The following is a 22,207-nucleotide window of genomic DNA, read 5'->3' as shown; positions in this document are numbered from 1 at the left end:
CCTCTAACACTTAGCACTCATCGTTTACGGCGTGGACTACCAGGGTATCTAATCCTGTTCGCTCCCCACGCTTTCGCTCCTCAGCGTCAGTTACAGACCAGAGAGTCGCCTTCGCCACTGGTGTTCCTCCACATCTCTACGCATTTCACCGCTACACGTGGAATTCCACTCTCCTCTTCTGCACTCAAGTTCCCCAGTTTCCAATGACCCTCCACGGTTGAGCCGTGGGCTTTCACATCAGACTTAAGAAACCGCCTGCGAGCGCTTTACGCCCAATAATTCCGGACAACGCTTGCCACCTACGTATTACCGCGGCTGCTGGCACGTAGTTAGCCGTGGCTTTCTGGTTAGGTACCGTCAAGGTACCAGCAGTTACTCTGGTACTTGTTCTTCCCTAACAACAGAACTTTACGACCCGAAGGCCTTCATCGTTCACGCGGCGTTGCTCCGTCAGACTTTCGTCCATTGCGGAAGATTCCCTACTGCTGCCTCCCGTAGGAGTCTGGGCCGTGTCTCAGTCCCAGTGTGGCCGATCACCCTCTCAGGTCGGCTACGCATCGTCGCCTTGGTGAGCCGTTACCTCACCAACTAGCTAATGCGCCGCGGGTCCATCTGTAAGTGACAGCTAAAACCGTCTTTCAATTTTGAACCATGCGGTTCAAAATGTTATCCGGTATTAGCTCCGGTTTCCCGGAGTTATCCCAATCTTACAGGCAGGTTACCCACGTGTTACTCACCCGTCCGCCGCTAACCTCAGGGAGCAAGCTCCCATTGGTTCGCTCGACTTGCATGTATTAGGCACGCCGCCAGCGTTCGTCCTGAGCCAGGATCAAACTCTCCAATAAAGAGTTGATATAGCTCATAAAAGTTTGTACTATTATAGTACGTTTTTTGTTAATCGAAATTAACATTTGCACGCTTGGTTTTGTTTAGTTTTCAAAGATCATTTAATGTCGTTCCTCAGAAGCGACTTTATTAATTTACCACATCAACCATTATCAAGTCAACATGTTTTTTAAAAAACTTTCATTCAACTAGAATTTAATATGACCTCGTCGAATGACTTTTATTACTATAACAACAAAAAAGATTAGAGTCAATATTTTTTTACATAAAATAAATTAAACAATAGAGGCGATAGAATAGACTGTAGATTATCAACTCCTTCACTCAAGCTTTAATAAATTTAAAAAAGGAAGAGGGACGGTCCCTCTTCCTTATTCCTACTATATATTAAGCTAAGAATACAAAATATAGTACAAAGATGACAAACAGTCCGTACATAACCGGGTGAATTTCTTTTCCTCTACCCTTCATGATCATTGTAATTGGATAGAAGATGAATCCAACTGCAATACCTGTTGCAATACTGTAAGATAAAGGCATTGTAATAATTGTTAAGAATGCTGGCACAGCAATTTCAAATCGTTTCCAGTCAATCTGTCCTAAAGATGATACCATTAGAGCCCCTACAATGATTAATGCAGGTGCGGTAACTGCTGAAGTAATAACTCCTAAAAGCGGAGAGAAGAATAAGGCTAATAAGAACAGGACAGCAGTTACGACTGATGCGAAACCTGAACGAGCTCCAGCGGCAACACCTGCAGAAGACTCAATATATGAAGTTGTTGTAGATGTGCCTAAAACAGAACCTACTACTGTTGCAGCAGAATCTGCGAACAACGCTTTTCCTGCTCTAGGTAACTTATTATCTTTCATTAGACCAGCTTGGTTAGCTACTCCAACAAGTGTTCCAGCTGTATCAAAGAAATCTACGAATAAGAATGTCAAAATAACAACTAACATTTGAACAGTAAAGATTTGATCTAAGTTCATAAATGCTTGTCCAAACGTTGGCGCTAAGCTTGGTATTTGACCAACAATTTCTGTCGGAACAGCAATTTGATTAAAGATCATTCCTACAATTGCTGTAATTAGCATTCCGTAGAAGATACCACCATTTACTCCACGAACCATTAAAATAACTGTCACAATAATACCGAATATAGCTAAAAGTGTTTGAGGATTAGTGAAGTCACCTAACCCAACTAAAGTAGCATCATTATTAACAATAATGCCTGCACCTTGAAAACCAACAAATGTTATGAATAATCCAATTCCGGCACTTACAGCGAATTTTAATTCAGCTGGAATAGAGTTAATAATCTTTTCACGTAATCCTGATAAAGTAAGAAGAATAAAAATAAGTCCTGATACTAAAACCCCTGATAAAGCTGTTTGCCAAGGTACTCCCATTGTTAAAACAACTGTGAATGAGAAAAATGCGTTTAACCCCATACCTGGTGCCAAGGCAATTGGATATTTGGCTATAAGCCCCATTAACAATGAACCAACAGCAGCGGCAATAGCAGTTGCTGTGAAAATAGCTCCTGTATCCATTCGCATTTCAGCAGGTAGATCTGGAATTGACGTCATGGCTAATGTGTTAGGGTTAACAAATAAAATATAAGCCATTGATAAGAACGTTGTTAAACCACCAATAATTTCACGTCGATAATTTGTACCTAATTCATCAAACTGAAAAAACTTCTTCATAAATAGGTGTTCCTCCTCAGTATTAGTTCAAAAGCTTTTACTACCAAATACATTGTCCCCCAGTAATATTTCCAAATAAATAAGCGCACACCTATACGTGAGCGCTTGACTTTGAAAATATTAATGGCCGGTAACAAACAGTAGTTACCTCTGCTATTAATACCTCGTAGTCAAGCCATTTACGGTAGCTTGGTAGAAACTTTCGAGCCATATCCTCGACATTATACGACGTATTTCGACTATATTGATTACTTTTTTATTTTATCAGTGTATCGTTTTTTCGTCAATACAAAAAACGAACATTATTCAAAATAATGTTCGTTTCGTTCGTTTTTTACTCCCACTCGATAGTAGCAGGTGGTTTACTTGTAATATCATAAACTACACGATTAATGTGCTTTACTTCATTTACAATTCTTGTAGAAATCACTTCAAGTACATCCCAAGGAATTCTTGCCCAATCCGAAGTCATTCCATCGATTGATGTAACTGCACGAATACCAATAGTATAATCATAAGTTCTAGCATCACCCATTACACCAACACTACGGATATCAGGTAGAACCGTGAAGTACTGCCAAATATCACGATCTAATCCAGCTTTTTTAATTTCATCACGTAGAATATAGTCTGATTCACGAACAATCTCTAATTTTTCTTCCGTAATTTCACCTAGAACACGAATTCCCAATCCAGGACCTGGGAATGGTTGTCTCCATACGATTTCATCTGGAATACCAAGTTCCGTTCCTAATGCACGAACTTCGTCTTTAAATAATGTATTTAGAGGTTCAATAAGTTCGAATTCCATATCTTCTGGTAACCCACCAACGTTATGGTGAGATTTAATCGTTTGAGCTGTTGCTGTTCCGCTCTCAATAATATCTGTATAAAGAGTACCCTGTGCTAAAAATTCAATTCCTTCTAATTTAGCTGACTCATCATCAAATACATAGATGAACTCATTACCAATGATCTTACGTTTTTGCTCTGGATCTGAAACACCTTTTAACTTATTCATAAAGCGATCCTTTGCATCCACTTTAATAACATTCATATTAAAACCTTCAGTGAATGTTTTCATAACACTATCAGCTTCATTTTTACGTAACAGCCCATGGTCAACAAAGATACATGTTAGTTGATCACCAATTGCTTTGTGAATTAACACGGCAACAACTGAAGAATCAACACCACCACTTAAGGCGCAAAGCACTTTTTTATTGCCTACTTTTTGTTTGAGTTTATCTGTTTCCATTTCAATGAAATTCTCCATTGACCAGTTACCAGCACAACCACAAATGTTAAAAACAAAGTTCTTCAATAAGTCATTACCATATTCAGAGTGACGTACCTCTGGATGGAATTGAACACCGTAAAATTTGCGGTCTTCATTACTCATTGCCGCAAATGGACAAGATGTACTTGTAGCATCCACATGGAATCCTGATGGAATTTCTTTCACTAAGTCACCATGACTCATCCATACAACCTGTTGTTCCGGTAACTCAGCAAATAACGCTGGTTTCCCATGAACATCAATTGTTGCTTTACCGTATTCACGGTGATCTGCTGGCTCAACCTTTCCGCCAAGCTTATGAGTCATCAGCTGCATACCGTAACAAATACCTAATACAGGGATACCTAAATCAAAGATTGCTTCATCACAGTCAAAAGCATTTTCACCGTAAACACTGTTCGGACCACCTGAAAGGATTACTCCTTTAGGGTTCATTTGTTTAATCTCTTCAGCCGTCAAAGTGTGAGGATGTAACTCACTGTATACACCAAATTCACGGATACGTCTTGTGATTAACTGATTATACTGACTACCGAAATCTAAAACTACTACCATTTCATGAATGTTTGCCACCATCGTCACCTCATCGTATTTTCATGCACTATTGTTAGTATGCTATTAAGACTATTAAGATCATACAAAAAGTATCATAACCCAGGAAATACTTACTAATATGTCTGTATAGCAAAAAAACTGAATCCACCTTCCATAAAGAAACAGACTTATCACCAATAAAAGGTAAGAGTCTAATTTCCTTATATAAAAAGAAGGCAGAATCCAGCTTACTTTCGAACTTATTCTGCCTTCATAGTCGGGTGTTTTAAGGTTACCCGGTAGAGACTCTCGAACCGTATTATCGAGGATATATGAAGGGTCTATTAATTTTTTCTATTCTATCAATCTCTTATACAATTGGTCAAGACGATGTTCTTTTAATTAAATTTTCCCACAATTCAACTGACTTAGTCCATTCTTGTTTTGCATCATCGCGTCGATACAATGCTCTTTCATAGTTTTCCGTTAAAGCTGTCATATGGACCATATGAAAATATCGATCAATATACCGAGCATAATCCCTCAAGGTTTGGCCTTCTTTTCTTTTAATACCACGGCGGGCAAATTGTTTTAATAGTGACTCATAAGCTTGAAAGAATACTTGGTCATCGTTACGGTTTTTATATTTTAAAATGATAAGCTTTGGTATCCATTTCGTCCTAGTTTTGAAAATCACAAAAGCTAGTATCGCTGTAACGATCATAACACCATATAAACCGGTACTCCCTAGACGCAGACTAAAGAAACCGAAGAAATCACTTGTAGAAGAAGATGTTTCTTTGTTAGTTTGCTCAGGCTTTTCTGGAGTTGCTTCAGGTTCCTTTTCCTCTTCTTCAACAGGTTCCTTCTCCTCTTCTACCTCTTCCTGACCAGGTGTATCTTTATAGTCACTTACCAAATCATAAGGGTTTACAAAGCCTTTAGTAGGTTCAAATGGAACCCATCCTACTCCAGTGAAATACACTTCAACCCATGAATGGGCATTATTATTTGTTACTTTATATTCACTATTACTGTTCTCTACAGTTTGAACAAAGTCACCTTCTGTGTATCCTTTCACCCATCTTGCAGGAATATCAATTGACCTTAGTAAAACGATCATAGAAGTAGAAAAATTATCACAATAACCTTTGAATGTTTCAAAAAGAAATTGGTCTACATAGTCTTGATTACCTTCAGGTATGGCCACATCTTCCTTATCATACGTAAACTCCGGCCTTCCCAAGTAGTCTTCTATTGCCTTCACTTTATCGTATTGATTAGATTTTGTTTCTGTAAGAGACACAGCAAGTTCTCTCACCCGTTCAGGTAATGTATCAGGTAACTGTGTGTATCTTTCAACAAACCCATCAGGTACATTTTCAAAAACTTGTGCTTTTTTCATTTCATTTAGTGGATAAGAGGGAAGCTCATACTCGACCTGATATGTTAGAAATTCCTCTCTAGATCCGTCACCCTGCTTCTGAAAAGGGGAGATTAACTCTGTATTTCGGTTCAGGTAAATTGGTAAATTTGCTTCTGTGTTTACAGCTGTTAAACCTAAAGGATAAATAACATGTAAATAGCGGTATTCCTCATTTATTGTAACAGTCGATTCCAAGCTTTTTGTCTCTACACGATCATCTATCCAAATAACTTCATCTTGAATTGATGTAATGACTTCACGTTCTGCATCAGGATCGGAGGCTTCCCATCCTTTCCCTGTATACACATCCTTAGATTCTACTCGCCAATAATGTCGATCACTTGATATATGAGTGAAAACTTCGGTATCATCCCCTACAAATGATCCACCTAACTTTTCATCATTTGGGCTATACCCAATTTTCTTTGTACCACTACCACCTTCATCTTCTCGCCCAACAGCTGTAATATACGGAACTGGATCAGGCCACTGTGGTGATGCCTTAGGAGCTAATATGGCTAGAATCATTGAAAGCATGATAAATGCAAGTAGCGGCATGATCCATCTAAGGGAAGCAAGCCTTTTCACTTTTAAATTCTCCAGTTTCTTCAATCGATCAAAATACAGGAGACCAAGCATAAAGAAACCTATTAAAACAACCCTAACAATTGCATAAGATGCATCGTATGGAGTAAAGGTATCTAACACTGTAATGTAAAGGAGCGTTAACACAAAGAAAAAGAAAATTCTCTTTTGGAAAAGAATCCAATAGTGTATTAAATAAACAAGTAACCAAAGCAAAATAAAAAATAACAATGAACGAAAAGATGAAGTCATCCCCATCCAATCCGCACTTGGTACTAACGAAAGATTAAAGGCAATATCACCAATTAGGTCCTTTATCCAAAGGAAACTAAAAAACACGCCTTCGAAATATAACCCGTGAAGCATAAACAAAATAATGAACATTTTTACCGGAAATGTGATGAACCATCGCAACCTGAAAAATGTCATAATAAAACTGACAGCAATAAAAAACACAAAAATAAACGTGTTAGCTGTATCAGTAAATTCCCCAAGAGGTCTTAACCATTCCCATAGCAGGATAAATGCAAACAGATAATATAGAAGATTAACAGATATCCCTTCTTGGTCTTTAGGTGTTTTCACTAGATATTCACCTCTTTAAAACGCTTATTTGCATCCTGTTCTTTTACTACATTTACATGAACTTGACGCTGCTTCAATCTTTCAACTAAAACAGACTCTTCTTTTGAAAGTTCATGAAGTTTCCCTTTAATAAGGTATAGAATAAATGTCTGCTGACGAGCTGATAAAAACTCGAGCTTTCTCACCATCTCCATGTTTAGAGTTGATGTAACAAGAATACTGGTAACTTGTTTCATTTCCTTATTTAAATAGTTACCTCCAAGTACAGCAGAAAAAGGTGTTCGACTGTCACAATCAACTTTTGCCAAATGATAAAAGATGCTGCTTACATGCTGCTCATCAGCCTGCAGCGGAAACATCTTTTGCTGCTTCCCAATTGAAACTAACCCTACTCTAGCGCCACTTTTAACTATAGCGCGAATTAATGATGCGGTATAGGATACAACTGATTCAAATACCTCAGAATGTGACCTGTCAATAAATACAACAACATCATGACTTTGCATTTGTTCAAATTCCTTTGTCATAATTGAATCTCTTCTAGCCGTAGCTTTCCAATCAATCCAAGCAAATTTATCTCCTGGTTGATATTCCCTGACACCGACAGCCATAGTTGAATCCTGCCAATACTTTGTTAATGTTGATGCTGATCCTTGCTCATACTGTTTTTGCTTTGAATGATAGGCTAAATCAACAGTTGAAGGGTAAACAAGAAAATAGTTTTCAACCTCTAAAGAAACTTCCTTTTCAATTAGACCAAATAAATCCCCTGTTCTTAAGCGGACCGATTTAAAGTGGTGTTCACCTCGAGGCATCTCAAGAAGGGCATAGCTAAAGGAGATCGACTTCTTAAACCACGGAAAAAAGAGTTTGTTTGGCTCTTTAAGTTTTTGAACACCCTTTAATTTATCATTAAGCTCGTCTTCAACTAATAAATAAAATAACGGAAAAGGAAAAGATCTTTTAACCGTTATTGTACCGATAAGCCTCTGTCCAACCGAAAACTGTTCCTGATTAATTCTCCGTGTTACTTGAAAAGAGCGGATTGGGTAGATCATTAATAAGAAAGAATAGAGCGCAAACGGTAGAAAGCTATAAAAGAGAAACCAGCTTACAAATCCACCTTGAAACATTGCATAACTAAATGCTGCTAAGGTAAGAAATAAGAGGGATAAGACCTTCCAGCCAGCTTTAAATCTTGTTAATAACGTCATGATTTACCACTTAAAGACCTTTGAACCGGCACTGGTGTTTTAGAAATAATATCATGTATAAGTTCATCAGCAGATTTCCCCTCAAACTTCGCCTCTGACCTTAAAATTATCCGGTGTGCCAACGTATATGGAGCAAGGTATTGAATATCATCAGGAATAATATAATCTCTACCCAAAATAAACGCATAGGCTTGTGCGGCCTTCATTAACGCGATTGAGGCACGTGGACTTGCACCAAGATAAACAGAAGGATGCTTTCTTGATTTCCCAGTAATTTCAATAATATAGTTCTTAATCGTATCATCAACATAAACAAACTGAATTTCATTTTGTAACTCAGCTAATTCTTCATTTGAGATAACACTTTCTATTTTATAGATAGGTCTTTCTCTTTCTGCTAATGTTAACACTTCAAACTCTTCAGCTTTAGTTGGATATCCCATTCTTAACTTGAATAAGAAGCGATCCAATTGTGCTTCCGGTAGCGGATATGTTCCTTCGTAATCAACTGGGTTTTGTGTAGCCATAACAAAAAATGGTTTCGCAAGAATTCTTGTTGTGCCATCAACAGTAATGCTTCCTTCTTCCATTCCTTCTAACAACGCGGACTGAGTTTTTGGAGAGGTACGATTAATTTCATCTGCTAAGATGATGTTTCCAAAGATAGGCCCTTCACGGAACTCAAATTTTAATTCTTTTGGGTTATAAATAGAAACTCCCGTCACATCCGAGGGAAGTAAGTCTGGTGTAAACTGAATTCTCTTGAATTCTGCTCCTATCGATTTTGAAAGAGCGCGAACCATCATCGTTTTTCCGACACCTGGAACATCTTCAAGCAGCACATGACCTCCAGCAAGAATGGCCACAAGGCTTAGAATACTAACATCACGTTTTCCTACCATTACGTTTTCGATATTTTCAATAACTCGACCGAGTTTTGGATGCATTGCTTCATATTGAGACATGATTATCCTCCTAGGGTGTATTTCTCCTTATCTTCTATTATAGTATTCTGAAAAAGTTAACAAAATCCTTTTGCATTTAGCAATATGTTCTAATTTTACATATAATTAATAAATTTGATGAAAATTGTCTTCCTCATACCTTCCTATTGTAGTTTCTTGTATAATTATGTAGAATTTCGTTGTTAGCATATTAGTCGATAGGAGGTTTCAATTATTAAACAAAACAAAAAAATTAGGTTTATCATTTTCCTATCGATAACCATTCTTCTATGCTTGATCACTCTTAATATATTAGTTTCTTATTTTACAGCGAAAAAAGCAGCAGAAGTTTCTGTAGCAAATAATGCAATGGAAATGGCAGCCTCAATCGCTAACTCGATTGATGTAGAGGCTTATGAGCGTTTCCTTAACAATCCCGAAAGAAATACAGATTACTGGAAAATAAGAAAATCGTTAAATGAAGCACAGCAACATACTGCTGCTTTATATGTATACACTTTGTCATTTGAGAATCCAAACTCACGCCCTAAAGTCATGATTGCTGGATTTCCACCTGATAAGGGCAACTATTACGATATAGGTATGGATTGTCTTGTTCCAATTGATCAAATCAAGGAAGCATACGTTGGGAATCCTTACTTTACAGGAAAAATTAATGATCCTCATTATGGAGAATATATATCAGCCGGAGCACCTATTGTAAATAAAGATGGGGAAACCATTGGCTTTCTAAGCATTGATATCGAAACAACAATGCTTGATCGAATTGATCATACTGTTGTTAAAAACAGCACTCTAGGTTTTATTCTAAGTGGGCTGTTAATCATCTTATTAGTATCATCGTTCATACTTATTCAAAAATGGTATAACCACGAGCTAAAAAAACAAGTGGGCGATACTGAAGAAACCTATCATTCTGAACTTCATTCATTAATACAATCTGTACGTTCGTTAAGACATGATTTTGCTAATCACATTCAAGTTCTCAACGGATTGTTAAAGCTAGGCAAACAGCAGGAAGCGATTGATTATTCCAACTCAATGCGCGAAGAGGCACAATTACTCTATAAAATTCCGATTCAATCGAATAATCCAGCATTATCTGTTCTTTTTCAAACAAAATCTCTATCAGCACAAAGTCATAATATCAATATTCAATTTTATAACTCAAACGCTTCATTTAATTTGATCCAACCAACTGATTTAGTCAAAATTTTATCGAATCTCATTGATAACGCAATTGATGCGACTAAACAGATATCAAAGGAAAATAGATCAATTGAGGTGTATTGTGAGGAAAAAAATGATGAGTATATCTTTAGAGTAATAAACTCAGGATCTATAATTTCTAAAGAAGAATTAACGAAGATCTTCATACCAGGTTACTCGACGAAATCAGGGGAAAATACTCAAGTGAGAGGACAAGGGCTATATATTGTAAAGCAAATTGTTGAGAAATATAATGGGAGAATTATAGTTGACTCTTTAAATGGAAAGACTTCCTTTGAAGTGAGAGTGAGGGTATAAGAAATATAGGCTCCTATGTCCTGATCATAGGAGCCTAAAAAACCAGTGTATTCTGCTAAATGCAAAATAACACTGGCTTTTCCCTTACATATTTACATTGATATTTTTTCTCTCTTTACGTTTTTGAAAGTACTTTATAATAGCTGGATAGCTAATTGATAGAATCGTTAAGAAAATGAGAGTAATTGAAATTGGTGATGCAAAGAAAATGTCGATACTTCCATTAGATGATAATACGGCCTTTCGGAAGTTTTGCTCCATATCCGCTCCAACAATTAAAGCTAAAACAAGTGGAGCAATTGGAAAATCCAATACTTTAAGCATAAGTCCGAATAATCCGAAAACTAGCAATAAAAAGAAGTCAATAGCACTATAACTTAGTGTATAGGTCCCAATGAAAGCTAGTAACACGATGATTGGATAAAGCACCTTCGCTGGTGTATCAAGAATTTTGACAAGAACACCCACTAGTAAAATATTAATGATCACTAAGGCAATATTCCCGATAAACATACTATTAATTAAAGACCAAACAGTTGTTGGATCATTTTCGAATAGAAGTGGTCCGGGTTTAATTCCTAGCATAATAAGTGCCCCAAGCATAACTGCTGTTGTTCCAGACCCCGGAATTCCCATTGTTAATAACGGAATCATTGCACCTACAGATGCAGCATTATTGGCAGATTCCGGTGCAGCAAGACCTTCAACAGCACCCTTACCAAATTCCTCAGGCTTTTTAGACATTTGCTTTTCTGTCGAATAACTGATCATGGACGCAATAGATCCACCTGCTCCAGGAAGCACCCCAATAATAAATCCAAGTGGTCCAGATCTTAAAATTGGCCACTTTGAACGTTTCCATTGTTCTTTGCTAAACCAAATTTTCCCGACCTTTTTCTTTTCCTTCTTAAGCTGATCAATTGTGAGGAAATTGTATAGCACTTCACCAATTGCATAAACCCCAATAATCACAATTAAGAAATCGATTCCTTCACTGAAATGAGGGATCCCTAAAGTAAAACGGTAAACACCTGTTTGTGTATCAATTCCGACTGTACTCAATAATAGTCCCAGTGACATGGCTATAAACCCTTTGATCATTTTGCCAATCGAAAGTGACACGATTGCAGAAAGTGTCAGAAGCATTAAAAGAAAGTATTCCGCTGGTCCAAATTTTAAAGCGAAATTTGCAAGTGGCTCAGCAAGGAAGACAAATCCTATAACAGCCATAATTCCACCAATAAAGGAAGCTACTGCTGAAATGGCCATTGCTTCACCCGCTTGACCCTTTTGAGCCATAGGATATCCATCAAAGGTTGCGGCAATAGCTGACCCATCACCAGGTGTGTTTAATAAGATCGAACTCCTTGATCCACCGTACATGGCACCATAGTAAATTGCAGCCATTAAGATGATTGCACTGATCGGCTCCATTCCAAAAGTAATGGGTATCAATACCGCTACAGCTGTTGCTGGCCCAAGCCCTGGTAACATCCCTACGATTGTTCCTAAAAATCCACCAACAATAACCCACAATATATTCATTGGCTCTAAGGATGTCATTAATCCTTCGAGATAATTATTCATATCCATTTAAGTCACCTCCTATGGTAAGCTAACACCTAGTAACACACTAAATGCATACCAGGATAAAAATGAGAAACAAACCGTTACAATCAAATTAACTTTCCACTTTTGTTTGCCATTCACGACAAATAATAGTGCGCCTAGAAACAGAACTGTAGAAAATAAAAATCCAATGATCTCAAAAATGAACGCATACCCTACACCTAATAAAACGGTTAAACCAATAAGTTTAGGAGTTCGCCCGGAAAGCATTTGTGTGATTTTCTTGTTTTCTTTATTTAATGTTTTAAGTTCTTGGAAGAGATATAAAACACTAAAAATCAATAATAAAAAACTTAATCCGATTGGAAAGTAAAGAGGACCGTTTGGATTGCCTAAATTCGCTTTTGGTAGATTGAAAGATCCAATTAAGAAAACAACGCTTAGTAGGATCAAAAAGATCGGCATTCCCATTTTAATTATTTTCATTAGAACTCGCCCCTTTCTCTATTTATTTCTTACTAAGTATTCTTACTGATGAAAAGTTAACCTTCCCGTTATGGGGAAGGTTAACTTTTTAATTACTTTACAAGTCCAGAGTTATTAACTAACTCTGTATATGATTTTTCTTGTTCTTCAAGGAAGCTTTTTGTTTCTGAACTATTTTTATAAAAATCGTCCCAATCATTATTTTCAAGTACTTTTTGCCATTGTTCTGTTTTTACCAGTTCACCAATTTTTTCATCCCAGTACGCAATTTCTTCTTCTGTCATATCAGGTGGTCCCATGATTCCTCTCCAGTGAGGGAAAACCATGTCAACTCCTTGTTCTGTCCATGTTGGGACATCATCAAGCTCTTCTACTCTTTCCTCAGATGAAACAGCCAGTATTTTAAGCTTTCCAGCTAAATGCTGATCTTTTACTTCAGATAATGCAGTTGTAATCACATCTACGTGATTTCCTAGTAATGCTGTTACAACATCTCCGCCACCTTCATAAACAAGAAAATCAAGTTGAGAAGGATCTCCTCCGTATTCACTAAAAGCTTGAACAAATGATAAGTGGTCATTATTTCCAAGTGCTGGACCTACTCCAATTTTTAATGATTTAGGATCTTCTTTTAACTTTTTCATCACTTCATCTGCTGATTTAAATTCCGAATCAACTGGAACGGCAATCGAAATCCATTCAGTTGCAAGTGTTGCTATTGGTGTAAACTCCTTGTGTGTTAACTGACTTTGCCCTAGTAAATTGTTTGTAAGAAGTAAGCTTGAATTTACAGCTAAGAAGTGAGCATCCTTAGATTCCAAGTACTTCCAACCAACTTCTCCTCCGCCACCAGGCTTATTAATTACATTGATATTGCTATCTACTAAACTATTATCTTTTAAACCTTGCTGAATCGATCTTGCTGTTAAATCCCATCCACCACCTGGTGATGCAGGAGCAACGATTTCAATATTTTTATTTGGAAATTCCTTGTTGCCTGAAGCTGAATTTGAACATGCTGTTAAAATAGCCATCAATAAAAGTAAGATTCCTATCTTTTTCATAAAAACTAACACCCCTTATTAACAATTTTTGATACACGTACCCTCTTGCTATTAAATGTGTGTTGCTTTACCTATGAATATCGTATCGATTAAGCCTATTTATGTAAACGTTTTCAAAATATTGAGTAATAAATAAATTAAATTTAGTTTTATTCATTTTGTTCACAATGCAGCAGAGAGACGCTGCTACTCTGCTTTTTTCGAGTAGTAACGTCTCTCTGGTCTTCCAACAATTCCATATACATGCTCTGATATAGCTTCACCCGTTCCAACTAAATATTCGAGATATCTCCTCGCCGTTGTTCGTGAAGCACCCATTTTTTTGCCGACTTTTTCTGATGTAATTCCATCGAATTCAATTTCGATGATTTCCTTTACTTTTTTTAACGTAACATAATCAATACCTGAAGGAAGCAAAGGCTTTTCTATTTGTTTTTCACCTGATCCAAATAGAGAATCAAGAAAATCTTGATTCACATCTGTTACAGACTTCAACAACTCTTTTTTCTTATTATACTGATTCATTACTTCTTTAAATCGTTCAATGGTGATCGGCTTTATTAAGTAATGTTCTACTCCATAGTTTAGTGCTTTATTTATAAAGGTTTTGTCTGTTGCCGCTGTAATCATGATGATGTCAACTTCAGGATAGTTTTCTCTTACTTCGGCTAAAAGCTCTGTGCCTAGCTGGTCAGGCATATACACATCTAATAAAAGTAAATCAACATCTAATTTCTCCAATAATTCAAACGTTTCCTTAGCATTGCTTGCTTTTCCTACTAAATTCATCTCCTTCACTTCTGCTAAATATGCCTCATGAATTTGGGCAACACGAAAGTCGTCCTCAGCTATAATGACGTTAATCATACCCGTTCCCCCTCTTTTTCTATTACTTTGGTAAAAATACCGAAAATACAGTCCCCTCATCTTCCGTACTTGTTAATTCAATAAAGCCACCTAAAAGTTCCACTTCCTCTTTCACATTCGCAAGGCCATACCCTCTTTTTTCTCCCTTTAATGAAACACCTTTATCAAATATGGCTTCTTCCATGCCATCTGGTATTCCCTTGCCGCTATCTGTTATCTCAAACAAAACATCGTTCCCAAAATCGGTTGCAAAAAAAGAAACTTTTTTTTCTTTGCTATCAGCAGCTGCATCAAACGCATTATCTAATATATTTCCTAAAATAATAATTAGCGGTGCAAGTTTAAATTTTTCTGATAGAGGAGATACTGAACTCTCTTCTTCAATATGAAAGACAATTTTCTTTTCAGATGCTTTCGCAAGTTTTCCTAGTAAAATTGCTTGAATTTTCTCATCTTGTATTGAATTAAAAATTAGTTCGCCATGATGTTCTTGTGATTTTGTTTCTTCTTGAATTAGTTGTATGGCTTCCTCTTTTTTACCAAGTTGAATTAATCCTAATATGACATAAAGCTTATTTGTAAACTCATGTGTCTGTGCTCGTAAGTCTTCTGAATACTGCTTCACCTCAGAAAATGCATCAACCATCTTTTTCATTTCCGTTTTGTCTCTAAAGGTGGCGACTGTTCCAACACTTTCTCCATCCTCTAAAACTGGCTGAGTATTAACGATAAGAGTACGATCCTTGTACTGCACTTCCTCATTTACAACATCTTTTTTTGATTCCATTAGTTTTAAAATAGTATCAGATGAGATTATTTCATTAATTCTCTGAACTTCATCTCGACTTGAAATGTCTAAAATTTGTTGAGCTGATTTATTCATCATCGTAACCTTGCCGTATTGATCAATGGCAATAATACCTTCTTTGACTGATTGTAAAATGGCATTACGCTCTCTAAATAATAAAGCGATTTCATAAGGTTCCAGCCCAAGAGTATCTTTTCGAATATTACGTGCAAGAACAATACTTCCGATAACTCCTATTATTAATACAATTGCAGAAGTCATCACCATTCCTTTTACTTCACCTGAAATACGGTCACGGATTTGTAGCATCTGAAACTCAACAACTACTGCTCCTTCTACCTTTGTATAATCACCGTGGTTAAGAATGACTGGAGCTATTCCTCTTAAAACCTCTTCTTCTTTCTTCCCAACATGAGTAACATAGGAACTACCAAATACAAGAGCCTTATATGTTTCATGAGATTCTGATATGGGCTTTTCTCCAGCGATTATTTTTTTCTCCCGATTTTCAATAAAAATACTTGAAGCATCTACTTGATTCATCATTTTAGTTATAACCAAATTCATATTTTGCCTATTAGCATTTTGTTCTCGAAAACCCTCCTGGACTGCAGGCATAAACGAGAGAGTTTGAGCTGTTTGAAGGGCCAATTCCTCAGCCTGTTTCACATCCTCTTTTGTTTCATTGAATGCAAATGTAGCTGTAAGAACTCCAATAACAAGTAAAATAAGAAAGAAAATGAGACCTAAAATTTTAGTTTGTAATGTAAACTGAACCTTCATATCAACCTCCATTTTACTCGTAAACTACTAGATCAAACAAAATAATATAATTTGAGATATTTATATTTATAATACATGAATGAATATTCTGACTCAAACGAACTTTCAAAAGAATAGAAAATGCCTTTCACTGTAAGAAAATGAAAGACATTAATAACACTTAAATAAATATGGTAAAATAGATGAATTACGAAACAGGTGAGAATACCTCAAGGTAGCTTAGGAGTGGAAAGTCATGAACAAAAAAGATGTTGCACTTATTCGAAAACAATTCAAAATAGATAATGATTTACTCAAGATCTCTGACATTTTTAATGTTTATATTATGAAAGAATCAAGTGAGATTTATCATCACCAGAGTCAACCATTTGAAATGCTAGATCAAGATCAACAGGAGTTATTTATGAATAACTTCAAAAAATTGCTAGCTGGTCAGCTGGATGAAAAGCTATTTGAATTAAAGTTTCAACGAAATGCTGAAAATAATAGCCAGCTTATCTTACATCAAGGATTACTTAGTCATGATGTTGAAGGTTGGAAAGAGCAAATGCTGCAAATTGTGGGCAAAATGCTGCTTATACGACAATATGAGATGGACATAGTTGTTACATTCATAAAGGGAGAATACCTCAAGCCAACAAAACGACGAAACGATGATGCTGAGGAAAGTGATCGAGATACTGTTTATTCTCATCCCTTTATTTTGTGCAGTATTAACAACACACAAGAGCCGAAGAAAGAGCTACTGTTTGATTATGTTGAAAGGGAGTTCAAATATAATTTTGTTGTTGATCCGATTATTAACCTTAATTCTCCAATTGCTGGATTTTTGTTTCCGTGCTTTTCGGACAATGCAGCTGATGTTAATCACATTCTGTATTCAGCCGGCAAGGTCCATGAGCCAGATCATCAATTCATAGAAGAAGTGTTAAACGGCGAAGAAACAATGACCGCAAAGGACGATAAAATTGTTTTTGAAGAAATTATTAAAGACGTAACCGGTGATCAACTAAATACATCTACTCTTTCAAATGTGTATGAAGAAATAAACCGTATGATTGTAGAAAATGAAGAGGAAGAACTACCAAAGTTAGACACAAAAGATGTTGAACGAGTTTTAAAAATGAGCGGTCTAGAAGATATCAACACCGAAAAGGTAGAAACAGCCTTCAAAAAAATAATTGATGATGACAAATATGAGATAAAAGCAAACAGTGTTCTACCAAAGTTCACTTCAAAATCAATTAAAATCAATACAAAAATAGCGAATATCTCTATTAGCCCACAAGACTTAAGGTACGTCAAACAAGTACAGTTAGGTGGCAAACGTTATTTGATGATTGAAGTGGAAGAAGATACTGTAATAGAAGGCTTTACAATGATTCCAGAGGCTTTTGGTGGGGAACAAAAGGAAGACTAGCTTTTACTTTGAAACGAGTGTCTTTTGACTAAGAATTAATCTAATTTTTCTATATAAATGGAAGCACAACACAACATACTAAGATTTTGGAAAATAGAGCCATAGACAAAAGGAAATGTACCACCTTTTCACATTTCCTTTTGTTTATTATCTTACCCGCTAGCTAATTACCCTTAGTTGTTACTAGTGAATTCCTTTACTTATTAACCTATGGTCGTTTTTCAATCATACTCATAATTGTGTCAATAACGATCTGCGGGTCATCTTTGTGGATATAATGACTAGCATCCTTAACAACGATATGTTTACTATCTGAGGATAACGAAGCAGTTTGGGCTTGCAGTTCTGACCACTCTGGGTATTCATCATGCTCAGCTGACAAAATAAATAACGGGATATTTCCGAAGCCTTCCGCTTGAGCGGCACGAACCTGTTCTGCTGATTTGGTCATCATAAATTCTAGCTCACTTATTTGATTATCGTTATAAAAATGTTGATGGAAAAAGTGAACAGATAGTTCATCATTTGAATAGATAGGTAGCATATTAATCAACTCTAATATTCTTCCGACACCTAATTCTTTTAGCCCTCTAATTAGGTAACTTTCACCTTTTGAAAATCCTCCCTCTTGATCAACATGTGAAGAATCTATAAGCACAAGTCCAGCCACATCCTCTTTGTATTTATGAGCAAATACTTGTGATGTAAACCCACCAAAAGAGTGGCCGACTAAAAGAAACGGACCCTTTTCCTCCGCCTGTTCAAGCAATTTAAATAAATCATCTGCAATTTGTTCTGCTGTTCGCTCATTTGAAGCAGACTCACTCCAGCCATATCCTGCTCGATCATATGAAATAACTCTCGTGTATTTTGATAGTTCCTCTTGTATATTCTCCCAGTCCTTATACGAAGATGGCGTACCCAAACCAGATTCAAGAATAATTGTCGGAAGGTTCGTTTTCTCCCCAAGAGCATGCAAATGTAGTGTATACTCTCCTATATCAATCATTTCACCTACCGGAGGATACATGTCAGCTGTTACTCTAGTCATAATTTGCTGATAAGTAAAACCAATTAACATTAGCATACCTAGACAAACCCCAAACCATCTTAAAAAATTGAACCTTTTCTTCTTTACATTTACATGAATTTGTTTCTCCATTTCCTCACCACCTTTTTTTGTAAAATTATACCACCATGTTATTTTTAAAATATTTTTATTACGTTAATTTTTTATTACTATTTTCCTTTATTTAGATGGTACAAATTTAAGGATAGAAGGTGTAATCCTTCACTTTTTATACAGAATGATTCTTGAAGAAAAAAAACAAACATTACCGTTTGATAAACAAGTTGAGAATTGATGAAGCTATTTAGATCATTCTCCTTTGCTTTTATTGACAATTAAAAAAGGCTTCCATGTAAAAACCACATAGAAGCCTCTCCCTGACCATACCTGTTATAATTTTTAAAGCTCTTCTCCATTCGTAGAAATAACATTTTTATACCAATGAAATGATTTTTTCCTACTACGCTCTAAGCTTCCACTTCCATCATCATGCTTGTCTACATAAATGAATCCATAGCGCTTAGACATTTCACCTGAGGAAGCACTTACTAAGTCTATACATCCCCAAGCAGTATATCCCATTAATTCAACACCATCTTCTACCGCTTCACGCATTGCTCTAATATGCTCTCTTAAATAATCAATGCGATAATCATCGTTAATGCTTCCATCTTCTTCTACCTTATCGTAAGCACCTAGACCGTTTTCAACAACGAATAAAGGCACTTGATATCGGCCATATAGTTCATTTAAAGCAATACGAAGACCAACAGGGTCAATTTCCCAGCCCCAATCGCTTGCATCTAAGAATGGATTTTTCACTCCACCAATCAAGTTTCCTTGACCAATTTCTTCAGGAGTTTTGTTCTTCTTATCAGTTCGTGACATATAGTAACTAAATGAAATAAAGTCCACTGTACCTTCTTTTATGATTTCAAGGTCGCCATCTTCCATTTTGATGTTAATGTCGTTCTCTTTGAAGTAACGGTTAATAAAGCTTGGATATTCACCGCGAACATGAACATCTCCACAGAAATTATTGAAAATACGAGCCTCTTGCTGTGCGTACATAATATTTTCAGGATTACTATCAAAAGAATAAACAGGTGCATAGATAAGCATACAGCCAATTTGTGAACCTGGAATGATTTCATGTCCTAGTTGAACAGCTTTAGCACTTGCAACAAATTGATGATGAAGCCCTTGGAAGCTGTCTTGAAGACGTGTTTCTTCACTTTCAGGTGAAAAACCAAGACCAAACAATGGCATATGTGTTGCTCCGTTAATTTCATTAAACGTAAGCCAATATTTCACCTTTTCTTTATAGCGATTGAAAAGAACTGTTACATAACGCTCAAAGAATTCTACTAATTTACGATTTCTCCAGCCACCGTATTCTTTTATCAGGTGCAATGGCGTTTCGTAATGTGCAATTGTTACTAATGGCTCGATGTTGTACTTTGCTAGTTCATCAAACACTCGATCGTAGAATGCTAGACCTTCTTCATTTGGCTCTACTTCATCACCGTTCGGAAAAATCCGAGACCAAGCAATACTTAAACGAAACGTTTTGAAGCCCATTTCTGCAAATAATGCGATATCTTCTTTATATCGATGATAAAAATCGATTCCTTCATGATTAGGATACACATATTTTGAGTGGTCAATTTCAAAATTAAATCCAGTATCAGTTAAAAGCTTTAGTCTCCCTTTTCCTCCTGGAAGTACATCCGCTAAATTAAGGCCTTTTCCACCTTCTTGGTATGCTCCCTCTAATTGATTAGCAGCTGTTGCTCCACCCCATAAAAATCCTTCTGGAAATTTACTAGTCATTATTTATCACCTCATCTAGTATTTTGAAACATTGTTAAAAATGAAATAGCTCATCACTAATAAAAGGTCATTTTTCGCATAAAAAAAACCTAAATTGCTCAAGAAAACAGAAGGATTCCCTCCTCTATTTCTAAGCAACTTAGGTTTTGCCTGCTTTATCAGTAACAATCCATAAGTTATATAAACTTTGATATTAATATATCATTCTACCAAAGGAATGTAAAGGCTTTCGAACTGTAGAAGGATTCACCAACTACTACCGATCACAGTCATTCCTGCATATTCACCAAATTCACGAATATATATACGTACAACATGTAACACCAACCAGATCAACACAGTACCTATTCATGCAACAGATAATGGAAATACACGAGACGTACGTACATAATTTGTTTTTGTAACCCATTTCAACCTTTAAAAAGGATATTTTTTTACAATAATTGAGATTGCGATTGACATACGTACGTACAACTGGTAAATTAAAAAACAGAACATCACTTTATGAATTCAAGAATGAAATCATTTTCCCTAAAGCTTAACTAAGTAGATAAATAGAATGATTCATTCATTCATTCTATTTAAAAATTAAGCGTTAACATGCATTTAAAAAAGGAGTGTTTTAAGATGGCAGAAGAAATTTTAAATCCAATTGTTTTACAACGAGCAGACCCTTTCGTCTATAAACATACGGATGGTTTTTATTATTTTACAGGTTCCCATCCTCTTTATGATCGTATTGTTTTAAGAAGAGCAGAAACATTGAATGATCTACACGATGCCACAGAAGTAGCTGTGTGGTGGAAACATGATAATGGACCATTAAGCAACTTAATCTGGGCTCCAGAAATTCATCGAGCAAATGATAAATGGTACATTTATTTTGCTGCTGCACCTGATACGAATATTAACGACAATACATTTAACCATAGAATGTACGTTCTTGAAAACGTATCCGAGAATCCACTAGAGGGTACTTGGGTTGAAAAGGGCGAAGTTAAAACTGAAATGTCAACGTTTTCTCTTGATGCTACTACCTTCTTCCATAAAGGTGAACAATATTACGTTTGGGCACAGCAGGACTTAGATATTAAAGGACATTCAAATCTATATATCTCTAAAATGGAAAATCCATGGACCATATCAACTAAACCGGTCATGCTTACCAAGCCTGAACTACCTTGGGAAATTAAAGGATTTTGGGTTAATGAAGGACCAGCTGTTTTAATTAAAAACGGAAAAGTATTTATCACATTTTCAGGAAGTGCGACTGGGGTAGACTACTGCATGGGTCTTTTAACTGCAAGTGAAGATGATGATTTACTAGATCCAAATTCATGGACGAAAAGTCAGGAGCCAGTATTCCAAAGTTGTCCCGAAAATGGTCAGTATGGACCAGGACATAATTGTTTTACGGAGTCTCCAGATGGTAAAGATACGATTCTAGTCTATCATGCTCGTAACTACACAGAATTAGTGGGGGATCCACTTTATGAACCAAACCGTCAAGCACGTGCTCAAAAAATCGAGTGGGATGAACAAGGAAATCCAATATTTGGAGTACCTGTTCCAGATAAAAGATGGACACCAAAAACACCGGAAGTTTTAAAGTAGAA

15 protein-coding genes, 1 rRNA gene and 2 riboswitches are annotated in these 22,207 nt (G+C 36.3%); of the genes, 3 read left to right on the top strand and 13 right to left on the bottom strand.

The annotated features are described in order from the left end of the window. The 6 genes from ACEWK1_RS17190 to ACEWK1_RS17165 form a co-directional block, all read right to left on the bottom strand. A 16S ribosomal RNA gene (locus tag ACEWK1_RS17190) occupies positions 1-845 on the bottom strand; the annotation flags it as partial. A 388-nt stretch (positions 846-1,233) separates the two neighbouring features. After that, positions 1,234-2,556, bottom strand: coding sequence for an NCS2 family permease (locus tag ACEWK1_RS17185; RefSeq protein WP_247339209.1), 1,323 nt, complete (start codon positions 2,554-2,556; stop codon positions 1,234-1,236). A gap of 147 nt (positions 2,557-2,703) precedes the next feature. Then, positions 2,704-2,805, bottom strand: a riboswitch (purine riboswitch). 85 nt (positions 2,806-2,890) lie between these two features. Beyond that, positions 2,891-4,432 (bottom strand): glutamine-hydrolyzing GMP synthase, encoded by a 1,542-nt coding sequence (gene guaA, locus ACEWK1_RS17180; protein ID WP_416636531.1) that lies wholly within the window; start codon positions 4,430-4,432, stop codon positions 2,891-2,893. Positions 4,433-4,644: 212 nt separating this feature from the next. Continuing rightward, positions 4,645-4,746: riboswitch (purine riboswitch) on the bottom strand. A gap of 26 nt (positions 4,747-4,772) precedes the next feature. Further along, positions 4,773-6,986 (bottom strand): transglutaminase TgpA family protein, encoded by a 2,214-nt coding sequence (locus ACEWK1_RS17175; RefSeq protein WP_247339208.1) that lies wholly within the window; start codon positions 6,984-6,986, stop codon positions 4,773-4,775. Further along, on the bottom strand, positions 6,986-8,200 hold the full coding sequence (locus ACEWK1_RS17170; RefSeq protein WP_247339207.1) for a DUF58 domain-containing protein: 1,215 nt from the start codon (positions 8,198-8,200) through the stop codon (positions 6,986-6,988). Before ACEWK1_RS17170 ends, ACEWK1_RS17175 begins: the two co-directional genes overlap by 1 nt. Then, entirely contained in the window at positions 8,197-9,165 is a 969-nt protein-coding gene (locus ACEWK1_RS17165) for an AAA family ATPase (RefSeq protein ID WP_247339205.1), read from the bottom strand. The genes ACEWK1_RS17170 and ACEWK1_RS17165 overlap by 4 nt, the downstream gene beginning before the upstream one ends. 348 nt (positions 9,166-9,513) lie before the next feature. Between ACEWK1_RS17165 and ACEWK1_RS17160 the strand changes: the two genes are divergently transcribed. After that, complete coding sequence (locus ACEWK1_RS17160; RefSeq protein ID WP_416636530.1) at positions 9,514-10,692, top strand: sensor histidine kinase; 1,179 nt, start codon at positions 9,514-9,516, stop codon at positions 10,690-10,692. An 84-nt stretch (positions 10,693-10,776) separates the two neighbouring features. On the opposite strand, the gene ACEWK1_RS17155 is transcribed toward ACEWK1_RS17160, so the two are convergent. From ACEWK1_RS17155 to ACEWK1_RS17135, 5 genes are all read right to left on the bottom strand, one after another. Beyond that, positions 10,777-12,279: a tripartite tricarboxylate transporter permease gene (locus ACEWK1_RS17155; protein ID WP_247347077.1), complete on the bottom strand. Its 1,503-nt coding sequence runs from the start codon at positions 12,277-12,279 to the stop codon at positions 10,777-10,779. A gap of 18 nt (positions 12,280-12,297) precedes the next feature. After that, complete coding sequence (locus ACEWK1_RS17150) at positions 12,298-12,747, bottom strand: tripartite tricarboxylate transporter TctB family protein (protein WP_247339203.1); 450 nt, start codon at positions 12,745-12,747, stop codon at positions 12,298-12,300. Positions 12,748-12,839: 92 nt separating this feature from the next. After that, positions 12,840-13,811, bottom strand: a complete 972-nt coding sequence (locus ACEWK1_RS17145) for a tripartite tricarboxylate transporter substrate binding protein (protein ID WP_247339202.1) — start codon at positions 13,809-13,811, stop codon at positions 12,840-12,842. A 186-nt stretch (positions 13,812-13,997) separates the two neighbouring features. Next, positions 13,998-14,678, bottom strand: a complete 681-nt coding sequence (locus ACEWK1_RS17140) for a response regulator (protein WP_247339198.1) — start codon at positions 14,676-14,678, stop codon at positions 13,998-14,000. Between the two features lie 22 nt (positions 14,679-14,700). Continuing rightward, positions 14,701-16,269 (bottom strand): sensor histidine kinase, encoded by a 1,569-nt coding sequence (locus ACEWK1_RS17135; RefSeq protein ID WP_379053759.1) that lies wholly within the window; start codon positions 16,267-16,269, stop codon positions 14,701-14,703. Between the two features lie 235 nt (positions 16,270-16,504). Between ACEWK1_RS17135 and ACEWK1_RS17130 the strand changes: the two genes are divergently transcribed. Next, positions 16,505-17,689 (top strand): DUF4317 domain-containing protein, encoded by a 1,185-nt coding sequence (locus tag ACEWK1_RS17130; protein WP_416636529.1) that lies wholly within the window; start codon positions 16,505-16,507, stop codon positions 17,687-17,689. Between the two features lie 208 nt (positions 17,690-17,897). On the opposite strand, the gene ACEWK1_RS17125 is transcribed toward ACEWK1_RS17130, so the two are convergent. Together ACEWK1_RS17125 and ACEWK1_RS17120 are read right to left on the bottom strand one after the other, a co-directional pair. Further along, on the bottom strand, positions 17,898-18,851 hold the full coding sequence (locus ACEWK1_RS17125) for an alpha/beta fold hydrolase (protein WP_212138718.1): 954 nt from the start codon (positions 18,849-18,851) through the stop codon (positions 17,898-17,900). 306 nt (positions 18,852-19,157) lie between these two features. Then, the gene (locus ACEWK1_RS17120; protein ID WP_212138719.1) at positions 19,158-20,591 is read right to left on the bottom strand and encodes a glycoside hydrolase family 1 protein; all 1,434 of its coding nucleotides are present in this window, start codon (positions 20,589-20,591) and stop codon (positions 19,158-19,160) included. Positions 20,592-21,218: 627 nt separating this feature from the next. Here ACEWK1_RS17120 and ACEWK1_RS17115 point away from each other — a divergent pair. Beyond that, entirely contained in the window at positions 21,219-22,205 is a 987-nt protein-coding gene (locus tag ACEWK1_RS17115; RefSeq protein WP_212138720.1) for a family 43 glycosylhydrolase, read from the top strand. Positions 22,206-22,207: the final 2 nt, after the last annotated feature.

The sequence above is a fragment of the Metabacillus sp. YM-086 genome, from assembly GCF_048059995.1.
In the GTDB taxonomy this organism is placed as follows: domain Bacteria; phylum Bacillota; class Bacilli; order Bacillales; family Bacillaceae; genus Metabacillus; species Metabacillus litoralis_B.
Note: the sequence above shows the minus strand (reverse complement) of the source record. Positions and strands in the feature narration are given on the sequence as shown.

Excerpts from the sequence above, each read along its gene's own strand:
- ACEWK1_RS17185 (WP_247339209.1), bottom strand. The coding sequence starts at position 2,556 with ATGAAGAAGTTTTTTCAGTTTGATGAATTAGGTACAAATTATCGACGT.
- guaA (WP_416636531.1), bottom strand. The coding sequence starts at position 4,432 with ATGGTGGCAAACATTCATGAAATGGTAGTAGTTTTAGATTTCGGTAGT.
- ACEWK1_RS17170 (WP_247339207.1), bottom strand. The coding sequence starts at position 8,200 with ATGACGTTATTAACAAGATTTAAAGCTGGCTGGAAGGTCTTATCCCTC.
- ACEWK1_RS17165 (WP_247339205.1), bottom strand. The coding sequence starts at position 9,165 with ATGTCTCAATATGAAGCAATGCATCCAAAACTCGGTCGAGTTATTGAA.
- ACEWK1_RS17160 (WP_416636530.1), top strand. The coding sequence starts at position 9,514 with ATGGAAATGGCAGCCTCAATCGCTAACTCGATTGATGTAGAGGCTTAT.
- ACEWK1_RS17155 (WP_247347077.1), bottom strand. The coding sequence starts at position 12,279 with ATGAATAATTATCTCGAAGGATTAATGACATCCTTAGAGCCAATGAAT.
- ACEWK1_RS17150 (WP_247339203.1), bottom strand. The coding sequence starts at position 12,747 with ATGAAAATAATTAAAATGGGAATGCCGATCTTTTTGATCCTACTAAGC.
- ACEWK1_RS17145 (WP_247339202.1), bottom strand. The coding sequence starts at position 13,811 with ATGAAAAAGATAGGAATCTTACTTTTATTGATGGCTATTTTAACAGCA.
- ACEWK1_RS17140 (WP_247339198.1), bottom strand. The coding sequence starts at position 14,678 with ATGATTAACGTCATTATAGCTGAGGACGACTTTCGTGTTGCCCAAATT.
- ACEWK1_RS17135 (WP_379053759.1), bottom strand. The coding sequence starts at position 16,269 with ATGAAGGTTCAGTTTACATTACAAACTAAAATTTTAGGTCTCATTTTC.
- ACEWK1_RS17130 (WP_416636529.1), top strand. The coding sequence starts at position 16,505 with ATGAACAAAAAAGATGTTGCACTTATTCGAAAACAATTCAAAATAGAT.
- ACEWK1_RS17125 (WP_212138718.1), bottom strand. The coding sequence starts at position 18,851 with ATGGAGAAACAAATTCATGTAAATGTAAAGAAGAAAAGGTTCAATTTT.
- ACEWK1_RS17120 (WP_212138719.1), bottom strand. The coding sequence starts at position 20,591 with ATGACTAGTAAATTTCCAGAAGGATTTTTATGGGGTGGAGCAACAGCT.
- ACEWK1_RS17115 (WP_212138720.1), top strand. The coding sequence starts at position 21,219 with ATGGCAGAAGAAATTTTAAATCCAATTGTTTTACAACGAGCAGACCCT.